Source organism: Nonlabens sp., assembly GCF_965660805.1.
Lineage (GTDB): Bacteria > Bacteroidota > Bacteroidia > Flavobacteriales > Flavobacteriaceae > Nonlabens.
This window is the reverse complement of sequence record NZ_CBFIBE010000038.1, coordinates 1-21,471: the sequence shown is the minus strand read 5'-3', so window position 1 is coordinate 21,471 and position 21,471 is coordinate 1. Positions and strand designations below refer to the sequence as shown.

The 21,471-nt window shown below is 36.1% G+C and carries 22 protein-coding genes and 1 other RNA gene; 12 read left to right on the top strand and 11 right to left on the bottom strand.

Features of this window, described 5'->3' with window-relative positions; genetic code table 11:
• Positions 1–36: 36 nt before the first annotated feature.
• The 4 genes from rny to ACTF48_RS09120 form a co-directional block, all read right to left on the bottom strand.
• Positions 37–1,611, bottom strand: coding sequence for a ribonuclease Y (gene rny / locus ACTF48_RS09135; protein ID WP_438962846.1), 1,575 nt, complete (start codon positions 1,609–1,611; stop codon positions 37–39).
• A 45-nt stretch (positions 1,612–1,656) separates the two neighbouring features.
• Positions 1,657–1,767: non-coding RNA, 6S RNA (ssrS, locus tag ACTF48_RS09130), on the bottom strand.
• Positions 1,768–1,820: 53 nt separating this feature from the next.
• Positions 1,821–2,111: a cell division protein ZapA gene (locus ACTF48_RS09125; RefSeq protein ID WP_438962845.1), complete on the bottom strand. Its 291-nt coding sequence runs from the start codon at positions 2,109–2,111 to the stop codon at positions 1,821–1,823.
• Positions 2,111–2,401, bottom strand: a complete 291-nt coding sequence (locus ACTF48_RS09120; RefSeq protein ID WP_438962844.1) for a hypothetical protein — start codon at positions 2,399–2,401, stop codon at positions 2,111–2,113. Before ACTF48_RS09120 ends, ACTF48_RS09125 begins: the two co-directional genes overlap by 1 nt.
• A gap of 131 nt (positions 2,402–2,532) precedes the next feature.
• Here ACTF48_RS09120 and ACTF48_RS09115 point away from each other — a divergent pair, with 131 nt between their 5' ends.
• Both ACTF48_RS09115 and ACTF48_RS09110 read left to right on the top strand, forming a co-directional pair.
• Positions 2,533–4,242: a M23 family metallopeptidase gene (locus ACTF48_RS09115; protein WP_438962843.1), complete on the top strand. Its 1,710-nt coding sequence runs from the start codon at positions 2,533–2,535 to the stop codon at positions 4,240–4,242.
• A 9-nt stretch (positions 4,243–4,251) separates the two neighbouring features.
• Positions 4,252–6,741, top strand: a complete 2,490-nt coding sequence (locus ACTF48_RS09110) for a TonB-dependent receptor (protein ID WP_438962842.1) — start codon at positions 4,252–4,254, stop codon at positions 6,739–6,741.
• 310 nt (positions 6,742–7,051) lie between these two features.
• Here the strand turns inward: ACTF48_RS09110 and ACTF48_RS09105 are convergent, their stop codons facing one another.
• Positions 7,052–8,203, bottom strand: coding sequence for a cysteine desulfurase family protein (locus ACTF48_RS09105; RefSeq protein ID WP_438962841.1), 1,152 nt, complete (start codon positions 8,201–8,203; stop codon positions 7,052–7,054).
• A gap of 72 nt (positions 8,204–8,275) precedes the next feature.
• Between ACTF48_RS09105 and ACTF48_RS09100 the strand changes: the two genes are divergently transcribed.
• On the top strand, positions 8,276–9,187 hold the full coding sequence (locus tag ACTF48_RS09100) for a hypothetical protein (protein WP_438962840.1): 912 nt from the start codon (positions 8,276–8,278) through the stop codon (positions 9,185–9,187).
• Here ACTF48_RS09100 and ACTF48_RS09095 read toward each other — a convergent pair.
• Both ACTF48_RS09095 and ACTF48_RS09090 read right to left on the bottom strand, forming a co-directional pair.
• On the bottom strand, positions 9,177–9,713 hold the full coding sequence (locus ACTF48_RS09095) for a DNA mismatch repair protein MutS (RefSeq protein WP_438962839.1): 537 nt from the start codon (positions 9,711–9,713) through the stop codon (positions 9,177–9,179). The two genes, ACTF48_RS09100 and ACTF48_RS09095, sit on opposite strands and share 11 nt — an antisense overlap.
• A complete protein-coding gene (locus ACTF48_RS09090; protein ID WP_438962838.1) occupies positions 9,706–9,882 on the bottom strand; it encodes a hypothetical protein in 177 nt (58 codons plus the stop codon). Before ACTF48_RS09090 ends, ACTF48_RS09095 begins: the two co-directional genes overlap by 8 nt.
• A gap of 129 nt (positions 9,883–10,011) precedes the next feature.
• On the opposite strand from ACTF48_RS09090, the gene ACTF48_RS09085 reads away from it, so the two are divergent.
• The 4 genes from ACTF48_RS09085 to ACTF48_RS09070 all read left to right on the top strand — a co-directional run bounded on the left by ACTF48_RS09085 (position 10,012) and on the right by ACTF48_RS09070 (position 13,133).
• Complete coding sequence (locus ACTF48_RS09085) at positions 10,012–11,994, top strand: T9SS type A sorting domain-containing protein (RefSeq protein ID WP_438962837.1); 1,983 nt, start codon at positions 10,012–10,014, stop codon at positions 11,992–11,994.
• A gap of 1 nt (position 11,995) precedes the next feature.
• Positions 11,996–12,289, top strand: coding sequence for a DUF2752 domain-containing protein (locus ACTF48_RS09080; protein ID WP_438962836.1), 294 nt, complete (start codon positions 11,996–11,998; stop codon positions 12,287–12,289).
• Positions 12,290–12,307: 18 nt separating this feature from the next.
• A complete protein-coding gene (locus ACTF48_RS09075; protein ID WP_438962835.1) occupies positions 12,308–12,670 on the top strand; it encodes a CCC motif membrane protein in 363 nt (120 codons plus the stop codon).
• Between the two features lie 79 nt (positions 12,671–12,749).
• Positions 12,750–13,133, top strand: coding sequence for a CCC motif membrane protein (locus ACTF48_RS09070; RefSeq protein WP_438962834.1), 384 nt, complete (start codon positions 12,750–12,752; stop codon positions 13,131–13,133).
• A gap of 73 nt (positions 13,134–13,206) precedes the next feature.
• On the opposite strand, the gene rocD is transcribed toward ACTF48_RS09070, so the two are convergent.
• Positions 13,207–14,484 carry an ornithine--oxo-acid transaminase gene (gene rocD / locus ACTF48_RS09065; protein ID WP_438962833.1) on the bottom strand — a complete coding sequence of 426 codons (1,278 nt, stop codon included), beginning with the start codon at positions 14,482–14,484 and terminating at the stop codon, positions 13,207–13,209.
• Positions 14,485–14,603: 119 nt separating this feature from the next.
• Between rocD and rlmD the strand changes: the two genes are divergently transcribed.
• Genes rlmD through ACTF48_RS09045 form a run of 4 tightly spaced genes read left to right on the top strand, consistent with a single transcriptional unit; the run spans position 14,604 to position 18,651 of the window.
• Positions 14,604–16,022 carry a 23S rRNA (uracil(1939)-C(5))-methyltransferase RlmD gene (rlmD, locus tag ACTF48_RS09060; RefSeq protein ID WP_438962832.1) on the top strand — a complete coding sequence of 473 codons (1,419 nt, stop codon included), beginning with the start codon at positions 14,604–14,606 and terminating at the stop codon, positions 16,020–16,022.
• A 5-nt stretch (positions 16,023–16,027) separates the two neighbouring features.
• Positions 16,028–17,458: a TlpA family protein disulfide reductase gene (locus ACTF48_RS09055; RefSeq protein WP_438962831.1), complete on the top strand. Its 1,431-nt coding sequence runs from the start codon at positions 16,028–16,030 to the stop codon at positions 17,456–17,458.
• Positions 17,451–17,969 carry a DUF6452 family protein gene (locus ACTF48_RS09050; RefSeq protein WP_438962830.1) on the top strand — a complete coding sequence of 173 codons (519 nt, stop codon included), beginning with the start codon at positions 17,451–17,453 and terminating at the stop codon, positions 17,967–17,969. Before ACTF48_RS09055 ends, ACTF48_RS09050 begins: the two co-directional genes overlap by 8 nt.
• The gene (locus tag ACTF48_RS09045; protein ID WP_438962829.1) at positions 17,953–18,651 is read left to right on the top strand and encodes a DUF6048 family protein; all 699 of its coding nucleotides are present in this window, start codon (positions 17,953–17,955) and stop codon (positions 18,649–18,651) included. The genes ACTF48_RS09050 and ACTF48_RS09045 overlap by 17 nt, the downstream gene beginning before the upstream one ends.
• A 134-nt stretch (positions 18,652–18,785) precedes the next feature.
• On the opposite strand, the gene ACTF48_RS09040 is transcribed toward ACTF48_RS09045, so the two are convergent.
• The 3 genes from ACTF48_RS09040 to ruvX all read right to left on the bottom strand — a co-directional run bounded on the left by ACTF48_RS09040 (position 18,786) and on the right by ruvX (position 20,381).
• On the bottom strand, positions 18,786–19,187 hold the full coding sequence (locus tag ACTF48_RS09040; protein WP_438962828.1) for a DUF5606 family protein: 402 nt from the start codon (positions 19,185–19,187) through the stop codon (positions 18,786–18,788).
• A gap of 55 nt (positions 19,188–19,242) precedes the next feature.
• Positions 19,243–19,833: a peptide deformylase gene (gene def, locus ACTF48_RS09035; RefSeq protein WP_438962827.1), complete on the bottom strand. Its 591-nt coding sequence runs from the start codon at positions 19,831–19,833 to the stop codon at positions 19,243–19,245.
• 134 nt (positions 19,834–19,967) lie between these two features.
• A complete protein-coding gene (ruvX, locus tag ACTF48_RS09030) occupies positions 19,968–20,381 on the bottom strand; it encodes a Holliday junction resolvase RuvX (RefSeq protein ID WP_438962826.1) in 414 nt (137 codons plus the stop codon).
• A gap of 104 nt (positions 20,382–20,485) precedes the next feature.
• On the opposite strand from ruvX, the gene ACTF48_RS09025 reads away from it, so the two are divergent.
• A complete protein-coding gene (locus tag ACTF48_RS09025; protein WP_438962825.1) occupies positions 20,486–21,301 on the top strand; it encodes a 2,3,4,5-tetrahydropyridine-2,6-dicarboxylate N-succinyltransferase in 816 nt (271 codons plus the stop codon).
• Positions 21,302–21,471: the final 170 nt, after the last annotated feature.

Here is a 21,471-nt window from a genome sequence, read left to right as displayed (position 1 = left end):
GCTTTTGGGATTTTTTTTTACTGCTTTAGCGTTAAATTACTTAGCAATATTAACTGCTCTAGTTTCTCTAATCACGGTTACTTTTACCTGACCAGGATAGGTCATATCGGTTTGAATTTTTTGTGAGATTTCAAAAGATAGTTGTGCTGCTTTATCATCAGTCACTTTCTCACTTTCTACGATAACCCGTAACTCACGACCAGCCTGTATGGCATAAGCCTTTTCTACTCCATTAAACCCAAAGGCTATATCTTCTAGGTCTTTTAATCTTTGTATATAAGAGTCTAACACTTGTCTTCTTGCTCCAGGACGTGCACCACTAATAGCGTCACACACTTGAATAATAGGAGAAAGTAAAGAGGTCATTTCTATTTCATCGTGGTGGGCTCCTATGGCGTTACAAACTTCTGGTTTTTCACCGTGCTTTTCGGCAAGGTTCATACCTAGAATTGCGTGAGGAGTTTCATCTTCCGTTTCTGGCACCTTTCCTATATCGTGTAATAAACCAGCGCGTTTTGCGAGTTTAGGATTGAGTCCTAGCTCTGCTGCCATGGTACCACAAAGTTTTGCTACTTCTCTACTGTGCTGCAATAAGTTCTGACCATAAGAGGAACGGTATTTCATTCTACCTACCATTTTAATGAGTTCTGGATGTAATCCATGAATTCCTAAATCTATGACGGTACGTTTCCCTACCTCAGCAATTTCCTGATCTATTTGTTTGCGTGTTTTACGTACTACCTCTTCTATACGCGCTGGATGGATACGTCCATCAGTCACTAATTTGTGTAATGATAAACGAGCTACTTCTCTACGCACAGAGTCAAAACAAGAAAGGATAATAGCATCTGGTGTGTCATCTACTATGATCTCTACACCTGTTGCTGCTTCAATGGCTCTAATGTTACGACCTTCACGACCTATGATACGTCCTTTAACATCATCAGACTCTAAGTTAAAGACAGACACACAATTTTCAACAGCTTCTTCTGTACCTATGCGCTGTATGGTATTAATAATCACTTTACGAGCTTCTTGTTGAGCTGTAAGCTTAGCCTCTTCAATGGTATCTTGAATAATACTCATGGCTTCAGTTTTGGCTTTATCCTTCAGAGACTCTACGAGTTGTTTTTTTGCATCTTCTCCAGACATACCACTGATAACCTCAAGTTGTTTCACTTGGGATTCGTGCATTTTTTCAACTTCGGCCTGTTTTTTAAGGATAGATTCTCTTTTAGAGTTTACCTCTTCTAATTTACTAGAGAGCTTTTGCTCGAGCTGTTTTGCCTTAGCTAGTTCACTAGAAGCTTTAGATTCTTTGTCTCTGGTGCGTTTTTCGGCATCGCTCATTTTACGTTCACGGTTTGAAATCTCTTTTTCATGTTGTGATTTGAGCTCTATAAATTTTTCTTTGGCTTTATAGGTTTTTTCGGTTTTGATTTTTTCACCTTCTATTTGAGCTTCTTTAAGGATTGCTTTTGCATCCTTTTGAGCATCATTTATAAGTTGAGAAGCCTTTCCTTTTTCAACGATTGATTTTGCGATAAAATAGCCTATTAAAAGACCTATGACTAATGCTGCGACAGCATATATAATTGTGTTTGTTTCCATTGGTTATTATGTATAAAAAAACCTGCACAAGTTTGGGTTTTGTATGAACTCCTTAAATAAAGTTTAGGGTTAGCTGACTGATCAAGGATCCGGCTATGAAGTCCGGCTTGCTTTTACAACCACGATTCACCCTTTTTAAAGAATTATGTGTTGAGTTCACCAAAAAATGAAACAAGTGCAGGTAGTAACTGTTTATGTTTAAAGAACGACTAAGATAATTGCTGGGACAATAACAAGTTCAAGAGTTCTAATTTTTCTTGAGCCTGTGCCACGTCTTCATTATTATCTATATTTATTTGCTCAGATTTTGCAGCAAATTGAAGAGCACACATCGCCAGGACATCTTGCTTATCTCTTACTGCATAACTGCTTTCCAGCTGTTTAATCATCGCTTCAATATTTTTTGCTGCTTTACGCAAACCTTCTTCACGAGAAGGATCTATGGTTAATGGATAAACTCGATCTGCAACAGATATTTTTATTTTGAGTTGATCTCCCATTATGAAGCTAACTGATCTATGCACTGATCTATTTCTTTCACGAGTGCGTTTATTTTAAGCTTGGTTTTTGTTTTATATTCATTACTACCTAGCATAGCATTTGCTGTTTTGAGCGCTACATTTCTCTCTTTACTAACTTCTAACGATTCCACAAGGTCTTTATTATCTCTTTTTAATTTAGAAATTACGGCTATTTTTTCTTCATTTTGCGACTTTAACCGCAAATTTTCTTCAATTAAAGCCTTGACCTTAAGTTCTATAGTTTCAATTTGTGAAGATAATGTAGGCACTTAAGCAAATTTTATACTGTTCTTACAAAATTAGGATTACCGCTAGACTTATCAAACATTTATGGAACAAAGTTTGAAAGTAGAGTGAGAAATACCTTTGCAAGTTCACACAAGCCTCTTATATTTAGCCTATGTTACAGAAAAAATCCCTCTTATTTATTCTTATTTGCTCCACCTTTCATTGGGCCGCAAGTCAAAGTCTCAAAAATCTTCCCAAAGGGTATTTTAAAAACCCGCTAGATATTGAGTTGAAACTTTCTGGAACTTTTGGCGAGCTACGATCTAACCATTTTCACAGCGGTCTAGATATAAAGACTAACCAGCGCACTGGACTTAAAGTTTATGCTACGGCTAGAGGTTATGTGAGTCGTATTAAAATAGAACGCTATGGTTATGGAAAAGCGATATATATAACACACCCTAACGGCTATACCAGCGTTTATGCGCACTTAGAAAAATTTTCTCCTCGCATAGAGGCTTACCTTAAGAAAAGGCAATATGCAAATGAATCTTATAATATACAGCTCTACCCTACTGACTTAGAGTTAAGAGTAGATCAAGGTGAAGTGATCGCTTATAGCGGGAATAGTGGCGGTAGCGGTGGACCTCATTTACACTTTGAAATAAGAGATAGCGTAGCAAGACCTATTAATCCATTAATGATGGGAATAGAGATTCCTGACACTAAAAAACCACTTGTTAAGCAAGTAATGGTTTATCCTCTTGATGAAAACGCCACAGTTAATGGTAAAAATGAATCGGCATTATTGCGATTAATTCCACTTAAAAACGGCGGTTTTAAAACTGAAAAACTACGTGCTTATGGAAATATAGGGATAGGAGTTAACACCAGTGATAGGCAAAATGGTGCTCATAATCAAAACGGTGTTTATGAAATCACGACCAGTTTTAACGGTTCTAAGAATTTTGAAGTTTGTTTTGACACCTATGCATTCAGCGAGACGAGATACCTTAATCAGATGATAGATTATGGTTTTTTCAAAAAACACAAAAGCCGCATCACTAAATTATTTATTCCGCCAGGAAGCCCATTAAGTCTTTATGGTAATGCTATTAATGAAGGGAAACTATCCCTTTATGAGCCTGGACTGAAAAGCGTTTACAGCATAGATATTAAAGACTTTAAAGGGAACACGAGCAGCATAATAGTAGATATTATTAATGATGAACCACCTACTGAATTAATGGCTCCTAATAATGACGGTCTAGAGTATGTAAGTCATACACAAACTTATAACTCAAAACTAGGGAACTTTAACCTCACCATTCCTAAAGGCGCTCTGTATGAAGATGAACTTCTGGAAATTAAAGAACACCTAGATACTATAACCATACATAGTGATATAGTGCCGCTCCATAAAAACATGATTCTAGAGTACGACATTAGTGCTAAAGCTGGTGACCATCTAGATCAGTATTACATCGCTCGCATTACCGATTGGGGTGCTGCCTACCACGTATCTACTAAACGTAAGGGAAACACACTAACCGCTTACAGTAAGTATATGGGAACTTATGCTATTACTAAAGATGATAAAAACCCTACGATTACCCCTAAAAATTTTAAAAATAAGCAATGGATCAGTAACCATAAAACACTCCAGCTCTCTATAGCCGATGATGATAGTGGAATAGATGGATATCGTGCCACCGTTAATGGTAAGTTCATTCTCATGGAATATGATTATAAAACTGGTGTCATTAAACACGATTTTTCAGATGATGTCGTTACAGATAGTGAAAACCTACTTAAAGTAATCGTAACTGACAATGCTGGAAATAGTACTACATTTGAAGCTACGTTTTACCGCAAGAATTAAAAAAGACACTTGAAAACCTATCTTTTCCTCACTGCATTTCTTTTAAGCCTTATCGCTGTGGCTCAACAAGCCACTATACAAGGTGTGATACTCGATGAATTTAATGAACCCGTAAAGGACGTTAATATTTCCATACAAGGAACGACGATAGGTACGGCATCAAATGAAAATGGATTCTATAAACTAGAAATCCCAGCAAACCAGAAAGTAACCATAACTTTTACAGCGATAAGTTATAAAGACATTATTATTAATGACTTTACACTTAAACCTGAAGAAATTTATGAGCTCAATCCTGTTATTAAAACTAACATTGAGCAAATCACTACCGTTGTTTTAAACACTACTACTCGCAAAGATCTAGAAGGTATCACAACAGTAAGTGCTACCGTGATACGTAAAATTCCAGGTGCACAACCAGGAGTTGAGAATATTTTAAAATCACTACCTGGTGTAAGTGGCAGTAATGAATTAAGCACACAATACCGCGCCAGAGGTGGAAACTTTGATGAAAACCTCGTTTACATTAATGAGATAGAAGTCTATAGACCTTTTCTCATACGTAGCGGTCAGCAAGAAGGGTTAAGTTTTGTAAACTCAGACATGGTGCGTAGTGTAGATTTCAGCGCTGGTGGATTTCAATCTAAGTATGGTGATAAACTAAGTTCCGTTTTAGACATTAATTACCGTCGCCCTACCACTCTAGCTGCAGGAATAGACGCAAGTTTATTAGGAGTAAATGCCTTTGTTGAAGGAGACGCTTTCGCGAAAGCGTTTACAGGAATACTAGGCGTGCGGTACAGAGATAATAGCCTGCTCGTTAATTCTAGAGAGATTGAAGCTAATGCTATTCCAAGGTTTTTTGACGCACAGACTTACCTAACTTATAAAATCAACCCAAAATTAGAACTCAGCTTTTTAGGGAACATAGCAATTAACAGTTATGAATTTGAGCCGCGATTTAGGCAAACTAACTTCGGGACACTACAAGATCCACAAGCGATTGTGATACGTTATCAAGGAAGAGAAGATGACCAGTATGAAACTTATTTTGGAGCGCTTAAGGCAAGTTATGATGCTACTGAAAATCTTAGTCTAAGATTTATAACCAGTGTTTATCATACTCAAGAGCAAGAACATTATGATATTCTAGCAAACTATGGTCTAGGAAGACCTAATACAGATATAGGCGGCACTGACTTAGGAGAAGTAGATTTTACAACTGCCATAGGATCAGAACTGGAACATGGACGTAATGACCTGGATGCCCTTATCATGACGGCAGAACATCGAGGAACCTTAGAAATACCTAGCGATAAAAAAGAAAACGATCAGATCGATTGGGGAATGAAATATACTAAAGAAGACATAAGAGATCGTGTGCGTGAATACAATGTTATAGATAGTGCTGGTTTTAACATAAGACCACCATTACCAGATCTTGCAAATGACCAACCTTATGAACCATATGCAGGACCTTTAGTACCTTTTGAATCTATAAGCGCAGATAATGATGTTCAAGTCACACGTTATCAGATTTTTGGCCAGTATAGCAGTCGTGGATACATTAAAGACCATGAAGTATTCTGGAATGCAGGATTACGTTCTCATACCTGGAATGTAAATGGCGCTGGAATTAAAAGCACTACACAAACGGTAGTTTCCCCTAGAGGTCAATTTGCTATTAAACCAGCGTGGAGTTCTACAGATATGCTTTTCCGTATTTCAGGAGGACTGTATTATCAACCACCATTCTATAGAGAACTGAGAGATGAACAAGGTGTTGTAAATCCAAATGTAAAAGCTCAAAAATCTATTCATGCCGTTATAGGTAACGACTGGAGTTTTAACTGGACCTCAAGTGATGGAAAGAAAAGACCTTTTAAATTAACTACTGAGGTTTATTACAAAGACCTCTCTGATGTAAACACATACACATTAGAAAATGTACGTATAAGATACCGAGCAAATAATGATGCGGTGGCTTATGCTTATGGTGTAGACTTGCGTATTAATGGGGAATTTGTTCCTGGAACAGAAAGCTGGTTCAGTGCAGGATATTTAAAAACAGAAGAGAACTTAAATGGTAGAGGTTACATAGCCAGACCTACAGATCAGCGATTAAAGTTTGCTGCGTTGTTTCAAGACTACATCCCTAATATGCCACATTTGAAGATGTATTTAAACTTAGTGTATAACACAGGCTTACCTGGCGGTTCCCCTAACTATGCAGATCCCTATGATTTCCAATTGCGCTTACAGGATTACCGTCGTGCAGATATAGGGATTAACCTGGTTTTAAAAGACGATAAAAAGTCGAGCAAACTGTTTAAAAATTTTAGCGAAGTAACTTTAGGAGCTGAGATTTACAACATTTTTGACGAGAGCAACTCGATTACTAATATTTGGGTGAGAGACGTTTCTAGCAGGCAGCAATTTGCTATTCCTAATGAGTTAACACCACGCGTTTTTAATGTGAGGTTAGTAGCAAGGCTTTAGTGAGTTGGTGAGTTGAAAAAACGAAATTCTTATTAGAGCGATCTCAAAACGTTCTTGTTTCTGAAAAATTTGTGTTTATAATGTCGTTAAAATAAATTGAATTATTTTTTTGCTTAGTTGAAGTTTAAAATTCTTTACATGTCCCTAGCTACGGAAATAACTTTAAATGAAAAGTAAGTGAAAAAGAAACTATTTATTAAGACTTAATAAATTCAATTCGGTATAAACTTCACTAGCAGGATAGTATTAAATCTTAGATCAGGTAATAAGAAATCATTTTTTCACCAAGTGAAAACAGAATAGGAAATCCCTAAATAGACGCTAAATACTCTACTAAAACATCTACCACATAATCTAACTCTTCTTGAGTATTAAAAATGGAGAAGCTAAAACGGAGACTGGGTTTATTTAAATCTTCATCTCTAAGAACATTTGTAAGAACATGTGAGCCTTTTTGAGAGCCGCTCTGGCAGGCACTACCTTTAGAACAAGCGATTCCTTTTAAATCCATAGTAAAGAGTAACATCGCAGCCTTATCTGCAGGACATGGTAGGCAAACGTTTAATAAGGTAAAAGTACTATTTTCATGATCACCGCAGTTCCCATTAAACTTAACACCTGGTATTTTTTCAGTAAGTTGATTTTTAAAATATTCCTTGAGACCTTTAACATAATCACGTTCTTTCTCTAGGTTCTCATATGCCATGGTAAGTGCTAGTTCCATACCTATTATGTTATGAACACTTTCTGTTCCCGCACGTATCCCACGTTCCTGTGAACCTCCTAAAATAAGAGGTTTTAAGCCTGTACCTTTTCTTATAAAAGCAAAACCTACTCCTTTAGGACCATGGAATTTATGAGCACTTACAGCCGTAAAATCTACTGGCAGGCTTGCAAAATCCATTTCATAATGACCTATAGACTGCACACAATCACTATGAAAAAACGCATTATGATCACGACACAACTTCCCTACTCTATAAATATCTAGTTTATTTCCTATCTCATTATTAATATGCATGAGACTAACTAATGTCTTTTTAGCATCATCCTTTAATAATTTTTCTAAATGATCATAGTCTGGTGTTCCACATTCCTGTAAGTCTAAAAACTCTACTTGAGTCCCATACTTCTCTTTACAATAATCTATAATGTAAAGAACTGCATGGTGCTCAATTTTTGTGGTAATAATACGTTCTACACTTAAATCGCGCACACAACTGTGAATAGCTAGATTATCAGCCTCAGTACCACCAGAGGTGAAAATAATTTCGGCAGCAGTAACATTCAGTTGTTTTGCTATGCTTTTACGAGCATTTTCAATTAGAGATTTTGCACTACGACCATAACTATGAGTACTACTAGGATTTCCATAAACCTCTTTCATGACACGAGTCATTTCATCAATAACTTCGGTTCTCATTTGTGTGGTAGCGGCACTATCTAAATAAACTTGTCTCATAGTCGCAAAAGTAAAATAAATGACTTAAAAATTAGCTTTATACCTTTAATTGTAATCCCTATTTTTACAATCATGAAAAAACTAGTACTAATTATAACTTTAGCAGTGTTAACCAGCTGTGATGATGGAGACTTCATCGTAGAAGATTTAAACTTTGAAAACTCCACCGTTCAAGTCTGTGACATTCCCGTAAATGAAGATGTCTCAGAATACTTGTTCTATATCATAAATGATACTGATTTTGAGACTATCGCCCTAGCTCTTAACACTACAGATGATATTCTAACTGAACAGAGAATTCATGGCCCATATAGTTTAGGAAATAATAATTTAGAGTATCGCAAGCTCAGCGGCGCAGCAGGAAGCACTTATTACTGTAACGATGTTCCTCCTGCAAGCCCTACCACTACCCAAGCATTTATAGGAGAAGCCGGTAATGTAATGATAGGTACCACTATTATAGAAGAAGATAACGACGGAATCAGCGCCATAGATGAAGGTATAAACCTTTTAGACTTAAGTCTAAGTAGAGATACAGATGGTGATGGACTACCAGATTATAAAGATGAAGATGATGATGGCGATAATGTCCTTACCATTAATGAAGGTGTAAACTTAACCGATTTAACTTTGAGCCTAAACACAGACAGTAACTCTCCTAATGGCGACACTATTCCAGATTACCTAGATCCTGACGATGATGGCGATGGAATTTTAACAATTCAAGAAGATATAGATGGTATTTTAGGACCGGCAAGTGATATCATAGGATCAACACCTAATTACTTAAACGCCGCAGCAACATTTACCGCAAATCCTGCAATAGACAGATATATTCAACATAATTTCACAAATACTGCGACACTAGAAATAACAATAGAAGATTTAACCATTACTAGTGATAGTCGGGAAATCATTTTTGCAGTTTATGAGTTCGGCACTTATGTCAGGACTTTAAACGTAAGGGTTACTCCTACTTTTTAGGGTTTTGATAAATATAAACTTCAGTAGCGCCACGTCCATACTTTTGAAAATCTGCATCATAATAGGTGACATCACTATACCTATCAAATAGATATTCCAGTTCTTTTTTTAACACACCTTCACCTACTCCATGAATAAAAACAAGTTTAGGAATGCGCTCTTTACGAGCCCATTCCAGTTTATATCTTGCTGTATCCATTTGAGTATTTAGCTTATCATAAGCATCCATTCCGCGCTCGCTTTTCACTAATTGATGAATATGTAAATCTATTTCTACGGCTGGAATTTCTTTTGCTTTTTTACGAGAAACATGTCTTTTTTTACCCTTTTGAACAGTTATTTCTTGTTTAACCACGACTCTTTCGACTTTGAATCTTTGATCGTGAATCAGTTCAGATGAATGGTAAGCAACCTCTATCTCATCATCTGTGATAATGGTTATTTTTTCCGCTTTCGCGAAAGCAACAACACCACCAAAATCTTCATCTAAAACAAGCACACGATCACCCTTCTTAAACTTACTCATCACCATCTGCATTTTCTTGAGACCTATGACTGCTATAACCATAAGCACCAACCATAAGTAAAACTATTCCAATCACTTGAAAAAAGACTGTATTATTTTCAAAATACCAGGAGGCTCCTAAAAAAAGGATTCCTAGAAGCAAAAAAACACCATTATAAGACTTCTTCATTTTAATATTCGTCGTTAAATTATAACATTACATCGAAGTTAGTGCACTTTACCGAATTTTTAGCTCAATCTTTGAATAAAAAGCAAGGAATAGCTTTATTTTGTAATCTTTAAACTAACAGTTTATAATATGAAGAATTATATTTTAGGCGTTATCGCTGTACTATTTGTAGGAACACTATCTGCTCAAGTTTATGCAGAAGATGGTTATATCTACTCTAAAGGTACCGATATTTATGTAAAAGGTGACATTAATCTTTCTACAGACGGCTATATATACTTGCGTGGAGAAGCCCAATTATTGCAAGGTGATAATGTCCCTAATAAGGGTGAAGGATCTCTTTCTGTATTTCAAGAAGGTACTGCAACAAATTTTGACTATAACTACTGGTCTTCACCAGTAGGTATTACCTCAGGTGCCACCTCAGGTAATGAAGGTTTTTCAATAGACTTAATTAACTACCCTAAACTCCAGGCAGATTATACTGCCACTGGTTTTGAATCTGGTGCAGCCGCAGTAGATTTGAGCACTAATTACGTAATAGATGCAGATCCTGCAGTCATACTAAATTATTCAGAAAGAGATGGAGTTACAGATGAACACGCACTAGGTGGAGCAGCCTCTGACCAGCCTTTAAGAATTGCTGGTAGATGGTTGTATGCATTTAGAAATGGTGGTGGTTATAATGGTTGGGGAATTATCAATAACCCTTCTACCACTGTAGATGCAGGTTTTGGTTTCTCTATGAAAGGAACCACAGGTAGTGGTCCTAACAAGGAAAGTGGTGGCCAGCGCTATGATTATAGAGGACGCCCTAATAATGGAACCATTCAAGTAGATGTAGATACAGACAGCTTTTCTCTAGTAGGTAATCCTTACCCTAGTGCTTTAGACTTGAAGCAGTTTTTAATAGATAATAACTATAACCCTTCACCTTCTACTTCTGGAGATTATCTAGAAGGTTCTGAATTCAACAATGAAATATTATTTTGGGAACAGAATTCAACTTCTCACTTTTTAACAGATTATGAAGGTGGCTATGGAACTTATGTGCCAGGTGGTGTCGCACCTGCTGATCTAGACGGGAACGGCCAGTATATAGGAGCAGATAATGGAATGTACACGGCACCTACTTATACAAGATTTGACTCTGATGGTAATATTATAGCAGGAGGAACGATTACTGGGTCTAATCCAGTAACTGGCGCTAGAAGATATGCACCTATAGGGCAAGGTTTTATGATTTCAAGATCTTCTCTTTATGACACATTAGGAGCAGATTTCCCAACAGGTACAACAGGAACTCCTGAGTTCAATAATGGACAAAGAAGACTTTTTAGAGAAACTGGAAGTAGTGGTTTATCTTATTTTAAGTCAGCAACTGGAAACTCAAATACAACTTCTGTAAACCCAACTGCTACTTACGTAAGACCTAAATTAAGACTTAACGTTATTGTTAATGATTTATATGTGAGACAACTTCTACTTGCTTTTGGAGATGACTCTACAGATAACTTAGATTGGGGACTTGAGGGTAAAATAGATAACAACAAGCAAGCTAGTGATGTGTATATGACTCAATTTAATGGTGAGTATTCTATTAAAACCATCCCATTTGCTGTACACAAAACTGTGCCCTTAGGATTTACTGCAGCAGCAAATAATACTACCTTTAAGTTTCACGTAGGAAGTTTAGAGAATTTTGACACTCCGCATATATTGATACATGATATATACAATAACACGTATCATGATATAAAAAATGCTTCTTTTACAACTACTGTTAATTCAGGAAGTGTAAACGATCGTTTTGAAATTGTTTTCCAAGACCCTAGTACACTTTCTAATGATAACGCAAACATTGAAGAGCAACTTAATGTAGTACAAAACAATAGTCGCCAGCTATTAACTGTATTTAATCCTGATGGACTTGAAGTAAGTAATATTAGCCTTTATGATCTTACTGGTAAAGAAATATTCTCAAGCAAAGAAGGTAATTCAAATAACGCTTACTCTTTTTCAACAGGAAACTTGAGTACTGGAATTTACCTAGTAAGAATACTAACCGCTGATCAAAAAGAAGCTGCTGTAAAAGTGAGTATTAACAATTAATATGAATTTAGCAAATGTAGATGACAGCTGGATGCTGCCATGTATGAGTAAAAAGCTAACTGGAATGGACTGTCCTGGATGTGGAATCCAGCGATCCATTTCTTATTTAATGCACGGTGATTTTATAGATGCCTTTTTTATGTATCCAGGTATTTACCCTATGTTTTTTCTTTTTACTTTTCTTACATTTGACTGGTTCCTTAAAATTAAACATGGTGAAAAAATCAAGCTCATTCTAGCTTTAATCACCATAGGAACTATCGTAACCAATTTTTTAATCAAATTAACCTTATAACCAATTAATCAATCAATTATGCAAAAATTAAACACAACCCTAGTTTACATACTTTCTGTAGTAGGATTTATTTGCTGCTGTTTTTACGGATTAGGATTCGTAGCAGCATTAATAGCCTTCTTAATGGCGAATAAAGAACTCAAAAAGTATGCAGAGAATCCAGAATCTTATTCTAATGGTCCTGCTATGAAAACGGCCAAAACTGTAGCTTTAGTTTCGTTAGTTGTTTCCGGACTTGTATCAGCATATCTAGTTTACAACTATTTCACAACTACTGAAAGAGAGAGAATAGAACAGGGAATAGAATTTTACAGATCTTTAGGTGCTCCCGAAGAAATGATAGATGCAATGGAGAATGAGTTGGATCAAATTGAAGACTAAGCAATTATTTTTCTGTAAAAAAGGGAACGCAATGCGTTCCCTTTTTTATTATTTTTACCTGAACTAAAACCATATCATCATGCAAAAATTAAATACTACTTCAGTTTATATCTTGTCCATTCTAGGATTTTTATGTTGCTGCCTTGGACTAGGATGGATTCTTTCCCTCATCGGGTTTTTAAAGGCAAATAAAGATCTGAAAAAAGCTAACGAGGATCCAGATAATTATGAGAACATTAATGCGATGAAAACAGCAAAGACCATAGCTATCATATCATTAGTCATTTCAGGGTTAGTAGGCTTATGGGTTTTATATACTGTTATTATGATCCTTACTAATCCAGATTTTGCTTGTGAATTCTGGAATGAAGCAGTAAGAAACGTAGAGAACAATCCTGGTGTACAACCAGAAGTAGTTGATATGTATAGAGAATGGAGAGATGAAGCTTGTTCAAAATTATAAGCTAGCACCAATTTATGTAACAAAAAAGGCTCGCAATCGCGAGCCTTTTTTATTCTAGAGACTAGCGTTCCATCTACTCAAAGCTTTTTAAAGTAGCAATGATTATATCGATACACTCATCGAGTTGATCTTGAGTCATCACTAGCGGTGGAGCAAAACGTATAATGTTCCCATGAGTAGGTTTTGCCAGCAATCCGTTATCACGTAGTTTTAAACAGATGTTCCAAGCGGTATCACCATCTTCTGTATCATTAATAACAATAGCATTTAATAAACCACGTCCTCTTACCAGTCTTACTGTCTCTGTAGTTTCAATGTACTCATTAATACGTGATCTGAAATAGTTACCTAAATCGCGCGCATTTTGAGCTAACTTCTCATCTTTAACTACATTAAGTGCTGCCATTCCCACTGCCGCTGCAACTGGGTTCCCTCCAAAAGTACTACCATGCTGACCAGGCTTAATCACATTCATAATATCATTATCAGCAAGTACAGCACTCACTGGGTATGCCCCACCAGATAAGGCTTTACCTAGAATTAATACATCAGGCTGTGCATAAGTAGCTTCTTGCTTTTCACAATGTCCAGCACAATCACAAGTTCCACAAACTGCAAGTAAAGCTCCAGTTCTGGCTATACCGGTCTGGATCTCGTCTGCTATAAAAAGTGCGTTATACTTTGCACATAGTTCTTTAGACTTTTTCATGTAATCATCACTAGGTGTATAGACACCAGCCTCACCTTGAATAGGCTCTACTAAAAACCCTGCAATATTATCTTGCTGTAAAGCTTCTTCTAGTGCTGCCGTATCATCATAAGCAATTTTTATAAAACCAGGCGTGTAAGGGCCAAAGTTCTTACGAGCTCCTTCATCATTTGAAAACGAAATAATAGTGGTAGTACGACCATGGAAATTATTCTCAGCGACAATAATTTTTGCGTCATGCTCTGCCACTCCTTTTTTCTCATAAGCCCATTTACGTGCTATTTTTATAGCAGTCTCAACAGCCTCAGCACCTGTATTCATAGGCAAGACTTTATCAAACCCAAAATACTCTGTCATGTATTTCTCATAAACACCTAGCTTATCATTATGAAAAGCGCGAGAAGTTAAAGTTAATGTTTGCGCCTGTTCATTCATAGCGTTTACAATCGCTGGATGGCAGTGCCCTTGATTCACGGCAGAGTAAGCACTTAAAAAGTCATAATACCTTTTTCCCTCTACATCCCATACATAAACGCCATCACCTTTTTCTAGCACCACTGGTAGTGGATGATAGTTGTGTGCTCCATGTACATCTTCTAGATCTATATAATATTGAGAATCTTTTTTTACTGCTGTGCTCATAAGTTTATTATTTACTGAGTCGCAATTTACAAAATCAATAGTCTAAGGCATAGAGCAAGCTCTTAAATTTTAAGTAAAATATACGATTCACCTCAGCCTATTCCATTAAATTTGGCGCTATGTCAAAAAGAAGAAAAAGAGCCCATAAAACCTTTGAAAATGTTCCCGTAGTAGATGCTGGTGCAAAAGGAAAAAGTGTGGCCAAAACTGAAGATGGAGCCGTTATTTTTTTAAAAAATGCTGTTCCAGGAGATATCGTAGATATTAAAACTTTTAAAAAAAGAAAATCTTTTTTTGAAGGAGAAGCAACTGCCTTTCATAAACTATCAGAACGTCGCGCAGCGCCTGTCTGTAAACATTTCGGCACTTGTGGTGGTTGTAAATGGCAACACATGGGCTATGATAGCCAGCTTTACTTTAAGCAAAAAGAAGTCGTTGAAAACCTCACCAGAATAGGACATTTAGATCTTCCAGAGGTCACTCCTATTGCAGGTTCTTCTCAACAGTTTTATTACCGTAACAAGATGGAATTCAGTTTTTCTGACAGCCGCTGGTTAACGCTTCAAGAGATTCAAAGCGATATTGAAATTAAGGATAAAAAAGCGCTTGGCTTTCATATTCCAGGCATGTGGGATAAAATTTTACACCTGGATGAGTGTCACTTGCATCCTGAAATAGGTGAGCACATAAGGTTAAGTGTTCACGCTTTCGCGAAAGCGGAAAACATATCATACTACGCTCCTCGAGAAAAAACAGGTATTCTTAGAACCTTAATGCTGCGCATGGCATCTACTGGAGAAATCATGGTCGTTTTACAATTTTTTAAAGATGATGAACAAGCGAGAGTAAGCTTGTTAGAACACTTAAAATCTGAATTCCCACAAATAAAATCCTTGCAGTATATCATTAATGAAAAGGCAAATGATACGATCTATGATCAAGAGGTGATTTGTTATCATGGTAGAGATCATATTTTTGAAGAAATGGAAGGTTTGCAATTTAAAATAAGTGCAAAATCTTTTTACCAGACTAACTCGCAACAGGCCCATGAGCTCTATCGCATCACAAGAGATTTTGCCGGCTTAACTGGTGATGAACATGTGTATGATCTCTACACAGGAACGGGAACTATCGCCCAGTTTGTTGCAAAAAAAGCAAAACATGTAGTAGGAATAGAAACTGTTCCAGTAGCTATAGAAGATGCTATTGCAAATGCAGAACGCAACGGTATAGAAAACACCACTTTTATAGTAGGTGACATGAAAGACGTTTTTACCGTAGATTTTATAGAAGAACATGGTAAACCAGACGTAATTATTACTGATCCTCCACGAGATGGAATGCATAAAGATGTCGTTACTCAACTACTAGCACTGGCGGCACCACGTATCGTTTATGTAAGTTGTAACAGCGCAACACAAGCACGTGATCTAGCGTTATTAAAAGATCTCTATGATGTGGTTAAATATCAACCCGTAGACATGTTCCCGCAAACACATCATGTAGAAAGTGTAGTTTTACTAGAGCTGAAAAAATAACAACTATGAAAAAGACTTTTATTTTACCACTCCTTATTATAGCAATAGTAGCTTGTAATGATCAACAAAACATAGAAAAAGCTGTTAGTACTGCCATAATCTCAGGTAAAATAACTGCTGTAGATTCTATAGGTATTCCAGATAAACTAACAGCTTATCGCTATAATAACAGTATAGCTGACTATGATGAGATAGAAATTACTGTAACTAAAAATGGATCTTTTAAAAAGACTATAGAAGTAAACAAACCAATGAGTATTGCAGTTTATGGCGATTATGGCACTCAGTTAATTCTAAGTCCTGGAGACTCTGTTCATTTAAACACTAGTGCTCGTTTTAAGAATATATCTTATAGTGGTATAGGTGGCAGTATTAATAAATCTCTTGCTAGTTACAAGGAAAATAACCCTACAAAAAAACTGATGCAGAACTGGGACCAACTGGACTTGTCTCAGTTTTCTATACAACTGGACAGTTCATTTCAAATTATTAAAAAATATAATTCAGATTTTCTCGCACAGAATAACGACCCTATTATAAAAACCTATGTGGAAAGTGAAGAACAGTTTTTTATACCAGCATTTAAATTAAATTATGCTTTATTTGCTCTGAAAGGTGAGCAAGCACTGAGTGATTCTATTTTCTTAAACGACCTTAATAACTTACCGCTTTATAAAGAAGGTTATGACATAAATAACAACCATCCCAGTTCTACAGCCATGAACCTGGGTTACTTATGGAAAAATCATGCAACTGATAAAGAGAATGAGAGCGCTAGAGAAAAAGCCTTTATGAACGGCTTATTAAAATTAAAAAACAATGACTACTTAAAACAAAAAATAGCCTATCTCACTGTAATGGGTCAGTTTGCTGATAACAATATTTCCTTTTATGAAAGGTATAGAACAGAAATCAAATCTATTCTAGAAGGTGAACCTCAAGCCCACATACTGAATGAAAAGTATACTGAAATTAAAAAATTACTTGATAACCCAGTAATCCCAGAAGATGCTGAACTACTTACATTTAAAACTCAAGACCCGACTCAATTTATAGATGAAATCATTGCAAATGCAGAAGGTAAAGTGATTTATATAGACAACTGGGCTACCTGGTGCGGACCATGTAAAAGTGAATTTAAAAGCGCTTCTCCTAAATTACATGAGAAATTTAAAGATGATGTAGAGTTTGTATATTTATGTCATAATAGTAAAAAGGCTGGGTTTATTCCTTCCATAGCAAAATATAAAATAGCTGGTAAACATTATTTTCTTGAAGATGCTCAATCCAGACCTATCTTTAAACAAATAGATCTAGAAGGTTTCCCTACTTACACGATTATAAATAAAAAAGGAGAAATAGTTTTATCTGACTATATCCACAGACCTAGTTATGCAAAAACAACAGAAATACTAACAGGATTAATTAATGAATAAGTACAACTTTATACTCTTAATAAGTGTCCTTCTTGTTGCAGTTAGTTTATCGAGCTGTGAAAAAGATGATTTATGCGATCCTAATTTAAGTGTAACACCACGATTGATTATAGTATTTAAAGACATCACAAACTTTGAGACCTCTAAAACGGTAGATGAGTTACAAGTAAGAGAAATAGGCTACACAGAGTTTGCTCCACTAAACAGTAATGGGACAACCTTTCTGACTGATGTGGACTCCATAGCCATACCATTAAGAACTACCGGTGTAATGACTAACTATGAGTTTTTTAAAAATGATGAAAACGGTTTAAATATAGACAGTGTAGATTTTAATTACATCCTAGAAGAAATTTATATCAATAGAGCCTGTGGTTATAAAATGATTTATAACCAGTTAGGAGCTTTTAGACAACCCGAAGCTACAGGAGAGGAGTGGATTAGAGACATACAAGTCATCACTCCTAATGTTACTTCAAATAACGATATACACATTGAAATACGTCATTAACATTCTATTTTTAATACTAGCTCTTACAGCCTGTGCTCAATCGCAAGAAGAAACAGCAACTGTAGCAGATAGTGTGCAATACAAGCGCACTTATGGCCTGCGTGTGGGAATAGATGCAGCAAGCTTAATACGCACTGGAATAGATCCAGAATATAATGGTTTTCAAGTTCTTGCAGACTACCGTCTTAAAGACCGACTTTACATCGCAGGAGAATTAGGTAACGAAAACATAGATCGCAACAGCGACCGTATCGATTTTAAAGCTAGTGGTTCTTATTTTAAGGCTGGTATCGATTACAACCTGTATCAAAACTGGCTGGATATGGATAATATGGTCTATTTTGGGGCACGACTAGGAGCAGCAAACTTTTCTCAAACCTTAACCAGATATGACCTAGCAAGGGATAATAATTACTTCCCTATTTTCACAAATATGGTAAATCGAGAGTTCAGTGGTTTAACCGCTTTATGGCTAGAGATTCAGCTTGGTATTAAAGTAGAAGTCTTAAACAACTTATACCTAGTAGCAAACTTGCAATTAAAAAGAATGCTCACAGAAAAAACACCAGATAATTTTGATAACTTATACATCCCTGGTTTTGGTAGGACTTATGATACTGGTGAAATAGGTGTAGGATATACTTATGGCGTTATGTATCGCATACCTTTATTTAAAAAGTAATTTATACCAAATTGAATTTATTTTAACGACATTAGGAATGTAAATTGGTATGATACAAAATAGCACCATATCATTCATAAAAAATGCCTTCTTAAAAATAGAAGGCATTTTTTATATATCTATGAAAAGTATTCCTACTCTTCTTCCTCTTTTATAACACTAAGCATGTCATTAGATTGTAACAAGTTGTACCACTGCACTACTTTTTTAATATCACTAGCATACACGCGTTCCTCGTCATATCCAGGCAGCACTTCACTGAAGTAAGATTGCAACTCATTCTTACTCACTTTGTGATTAATAGCTGGACCTTCATTTTCTTTAGTTGCTATTTTCTGGAATACTTCTTTTAAAGGTACCTCAGTCTCATAAGTGTAAATAGCGATATCTTTTAAAACACTCACATTATGGTTTATACCTATAATGGAGGTTTTCTTATCTAAAAGAGATTCTACGACAAACCCATTACGAGTTTTAGTCTTTAACTGATATAAACCAGGCTTACCGGTAACTGATAAAATGTTTTCTAAACTCATATTATTTTTTTTCTGAGGTGGGCAAATATATAAAACCTCATCTTTTAAAACTTATTTATTTTCTTCCTTTCATGTCAGGAAAACGCATGCGGTAATCTACACTTACTTTTCCTTTAGAAATATTAGACAGCTTGCCTTTTATTAATCGCTTTTTAAGTGAAGATATTTTATCTGTAAATAAAATTCCTTCTATGTGATCATACTCGTGCTGTATCACACGCGCCATAAGACCAGTATAAGTCTCTGTCACTTCATTAAAATTCTCGTCACAATAACGTATGGTAACTTTTTCATGTCTGAAAACATCTTCTCGTACATTAGGTATACTCAAACAGCCTTCATTAAAAGCCCATTCCTCACCATTTTCTTCGATGATATGTGCGTTAATAAAAGCCTTTTTAAAAGAACCCAGTTCTTTTTGCTCCTCAGGAGTAAGATCTGGATCATCTCCAAAAGGCGAAGTATCTACTAAGAATATGCGTATAGGCATGCCTACTTGAGGAGCTGCCAGTCCTACTCCACTTGCTCCATACATGGTTTCCCACATATTTTCTAAAACAGATTTTAAATTAGGGTAATCTGGTGTGATGTCCTTAGCTACTTTTCTCAGTACAGGATCGCCATAAGCGACTATTGGGTAAATCATATTTCAGTATTCAGTATTCAGTATTCAGTATTCAGTATTCAGTATTCAGTATTCAGTATTCAGTATTCAAAAGAAAAAAATATGGTTCATGAATTTTACGTCATTTCTAGATAATTATCAATACTTATTAAATGTTAAATTTTCCTATCTAAATAGGTTTGTAGAATAATCGTCGCTGCGATTTCATCTACTAGTGCTTTATTACGTCTTTTACTTTTACTCAAGCCACTATCGATCATGGTTTGGAACGCCATCTTAGAGGTAAATCTCTCGTCCACTCGCTCAATGGTTATCGCAGGATATTTGATTTGTAACGCTTTCGCGAAAGCGTTAATAACCGCACCCAGCTCACTATCTGTATAATCCATCTGTTTAGGTTCTCCTATCACAATGGTTTCTACTTTTTCAGTCCCTAAATATTCTTCTAGAAATTTATGAAGCTCATGAGTGGCTATTGTGGTAAGACCAGAGGCAATAATTTGCATAGGATCTGTAACCGCAATACCAGTGCGTTTTTTACCGTAATCTATAGATAGAATTCTACTCATAAGGACTGCAAAAATAAGGTTATTTATGTTCTAGTTACTAAAATCGCACTCAGGTATGAAAACCTGTAATGCTTTCCTTTTATATTTGTAAAAAATCAGAAGTCTTGGATCAATTACAAAACGTCATAGAAGAAGCCTGGGAAGATCGTTCCCAATTAGAAAATAGAGTTACTCAAACAGCCATAAGAGAAGTAGTAGACATGCTAGATCGTGGAACACTACGAGTTGCTGAGCCTACTGAAAATGGATGGCAAGTAAATGAATGGATTAAAAAGGCAGTAGTTCTATATTTCCCTATTCAAAAAATGGAAACTATTGAGTGTGGACCATTAGAATTCCACGATAAAATACCTTTAAAAACAGGATATGCGCATAAAGGAATACGTGTCGTACCGCATGCGGTAGCTAGGCATGGAGCCTATATTTCTAGTGGTGTGATTATGATGCCTAGCTATATCAACATAGGCGCTTATGTAGAAGAAGGAACCATGGTAGATACTTGGGCTACGGTAGGTAGCTGTGCTCAAATAGGTAAAAATGTTCACTTAAGTGGTGGCGTGGGAATAGGTGGTGTTTTAGAACCGTTACAGGCCGCTCCAGTTATTATAGAAGATAACGCCTTTATAGGATCGCGATGTATCGTGGTAGAAGGTGTGCGCGTGGAGAAAGAAGCTGTTCTAGGAGCAAATGTGGTACTTACAGCATCTACTAAAATTATAGACGTTACTGGTGAACAACCTGTAGAATCTAAAGGGTTAGTTCCTGCACGATCTGTAGTGATTCCTGGTAGTTATGCAAAAGAATTTCCTGCGGGAACTTACAATGTTCCATGTGCTTTAATTATAGGAAAACGTAAAGAAAGCACTAATAAGAAAACATCACTTAACGATGCGTTACGTGAGTATAATGTAGCGGTGTAAATAATTACACTCTTATAGATTAACTTAAAATAATAAGTGTTGACTAAACAAATACGTCGCTTTTTTTGCAGGCACTTGCGTAAATACAGGTTTTTACCATCTAAATTTTATGCAAGAGTTCATTATGAATACTTCTCTGGCAAACCTTTAGATTTAGCAAATCCTCAAGA

Coding starts and splice junctions, on each gene's coding strand:
- rny (WP_438962846.1), bottom strand. CDS start 1,611: ATGGAAACAAACACAATTATATATGCTGTCGCAGCATTAGTCATAGGT.
- ACTF48_RS09125 (WP_438962845.1), bottom strand. CDS start 2,111: ATGGGAGATCAACTCAAAATAAAAATATCTGTTGCAGATCGAGTTTAT.
- ACTF48_RS09115 (WP_438962843.1), top strand. CDS start 2,533: ATGTTACAGAAAAAATCCCTCTTATTTATTCTTATTTGCTCCACCTTT.
- ACTF48_RS09105 (WP_438962841.1), bottom strand. CDS start 8,203: ATGAGACAAGTTTATTTAGATAGTGCCGCTACCACACAAATGAGAACC.
- ACTF48_RS09100 (WP_438962840.1), top strand. CDS start 8,276: ATGAAAAAACTAGTACTAATTATAACTTTAGCAGTGTTAACCAGCTGT.
- ACTF48_RS09095 (WP_438962839.1), bottom strand. CDS start 9,713: ATGAGTAAGTTTAAGAAGGGTGATCGTGTGCTTGTTTTAGATGAAGAT.
- ACTF48_RS09090 (WP_438962838.1), bottom strand. CDS start 9,882: ATGAAGAAGTCTTATAATGGTGTTTTTTTGCTTCTAGGAATCCTTTTT.
- ACTF48_RS09085 (WP_438962837.1), top strand. CDS start 10,012: ATGAAGAATTATATTTTAGGCGTTATCGCTGTACTATTTGTAGGAACA.
- ACTF48_RS09080 (WP_438962836.1), top strand. CDS start 11,996: ATGAATTTAGCAAATGTAGATGACAGCTGGATGCTGCCATGTATGAGT.
- ACTF48_RS09075 (WP_438962835.1), top strand. CDS start 12,308: ATGCAAAAATTAAACACAACCCTAGTTTACATACTTTCTGTAGTAGGA.
- ACTF48_RS09070 (WP_438962834.1), top strand. CDS start 12,750: ATGCAAAAATTAAATACTACTTCAGTTTATATCTTGTCCATTCTAGGA.
- rocD (WP_438962833.1), bottom strand. CDS start 14,484: ATGAGCACAGCAGTAAAAAAAGATTCTCAATATTATATAGATCTAGAA.
- rlmD (WP_438962832.1), top strand. CDS start 14,604: ATGTCAAAAAGAAGAAAAAGAGCCCATAAAACCTTTGAAAATGTTCCC.
- ACTF48_RS09055 (WP_438962831.1), top strand. CDS start 16,028: ATGAAAAAGACTTTTATTTTACCACTCCTTATTATAGCAATAGTAGCT.
- ACTF48_RS09050 (WP_438962830.1), top strand. CDS start 17,451: ATGAATAAGTACAACTTTATACTCTTAATAAGTGTCCTTCTTGTTGCA.
- ACTF48_RS09040 (WP_438962828.1), bottom strand. CDS start 19,187: ATGAGTTTAGAAAACATTTTATCAGTTACCGGTAAGCCTGGTTTATAT.
- def (WP_438962827.1), bottom strand. CDS start 19,833: ATGATTTACCCAATAGTCGCTTATGGCGATCCTGTACTGAGAAAAGTA.
- ruvX (WP_438962826.1), bottom strand. CDS start 20,381: ATGAGTAGAATTCTATCTATAGATTACGGTAAAAAACGCACTGGTATT.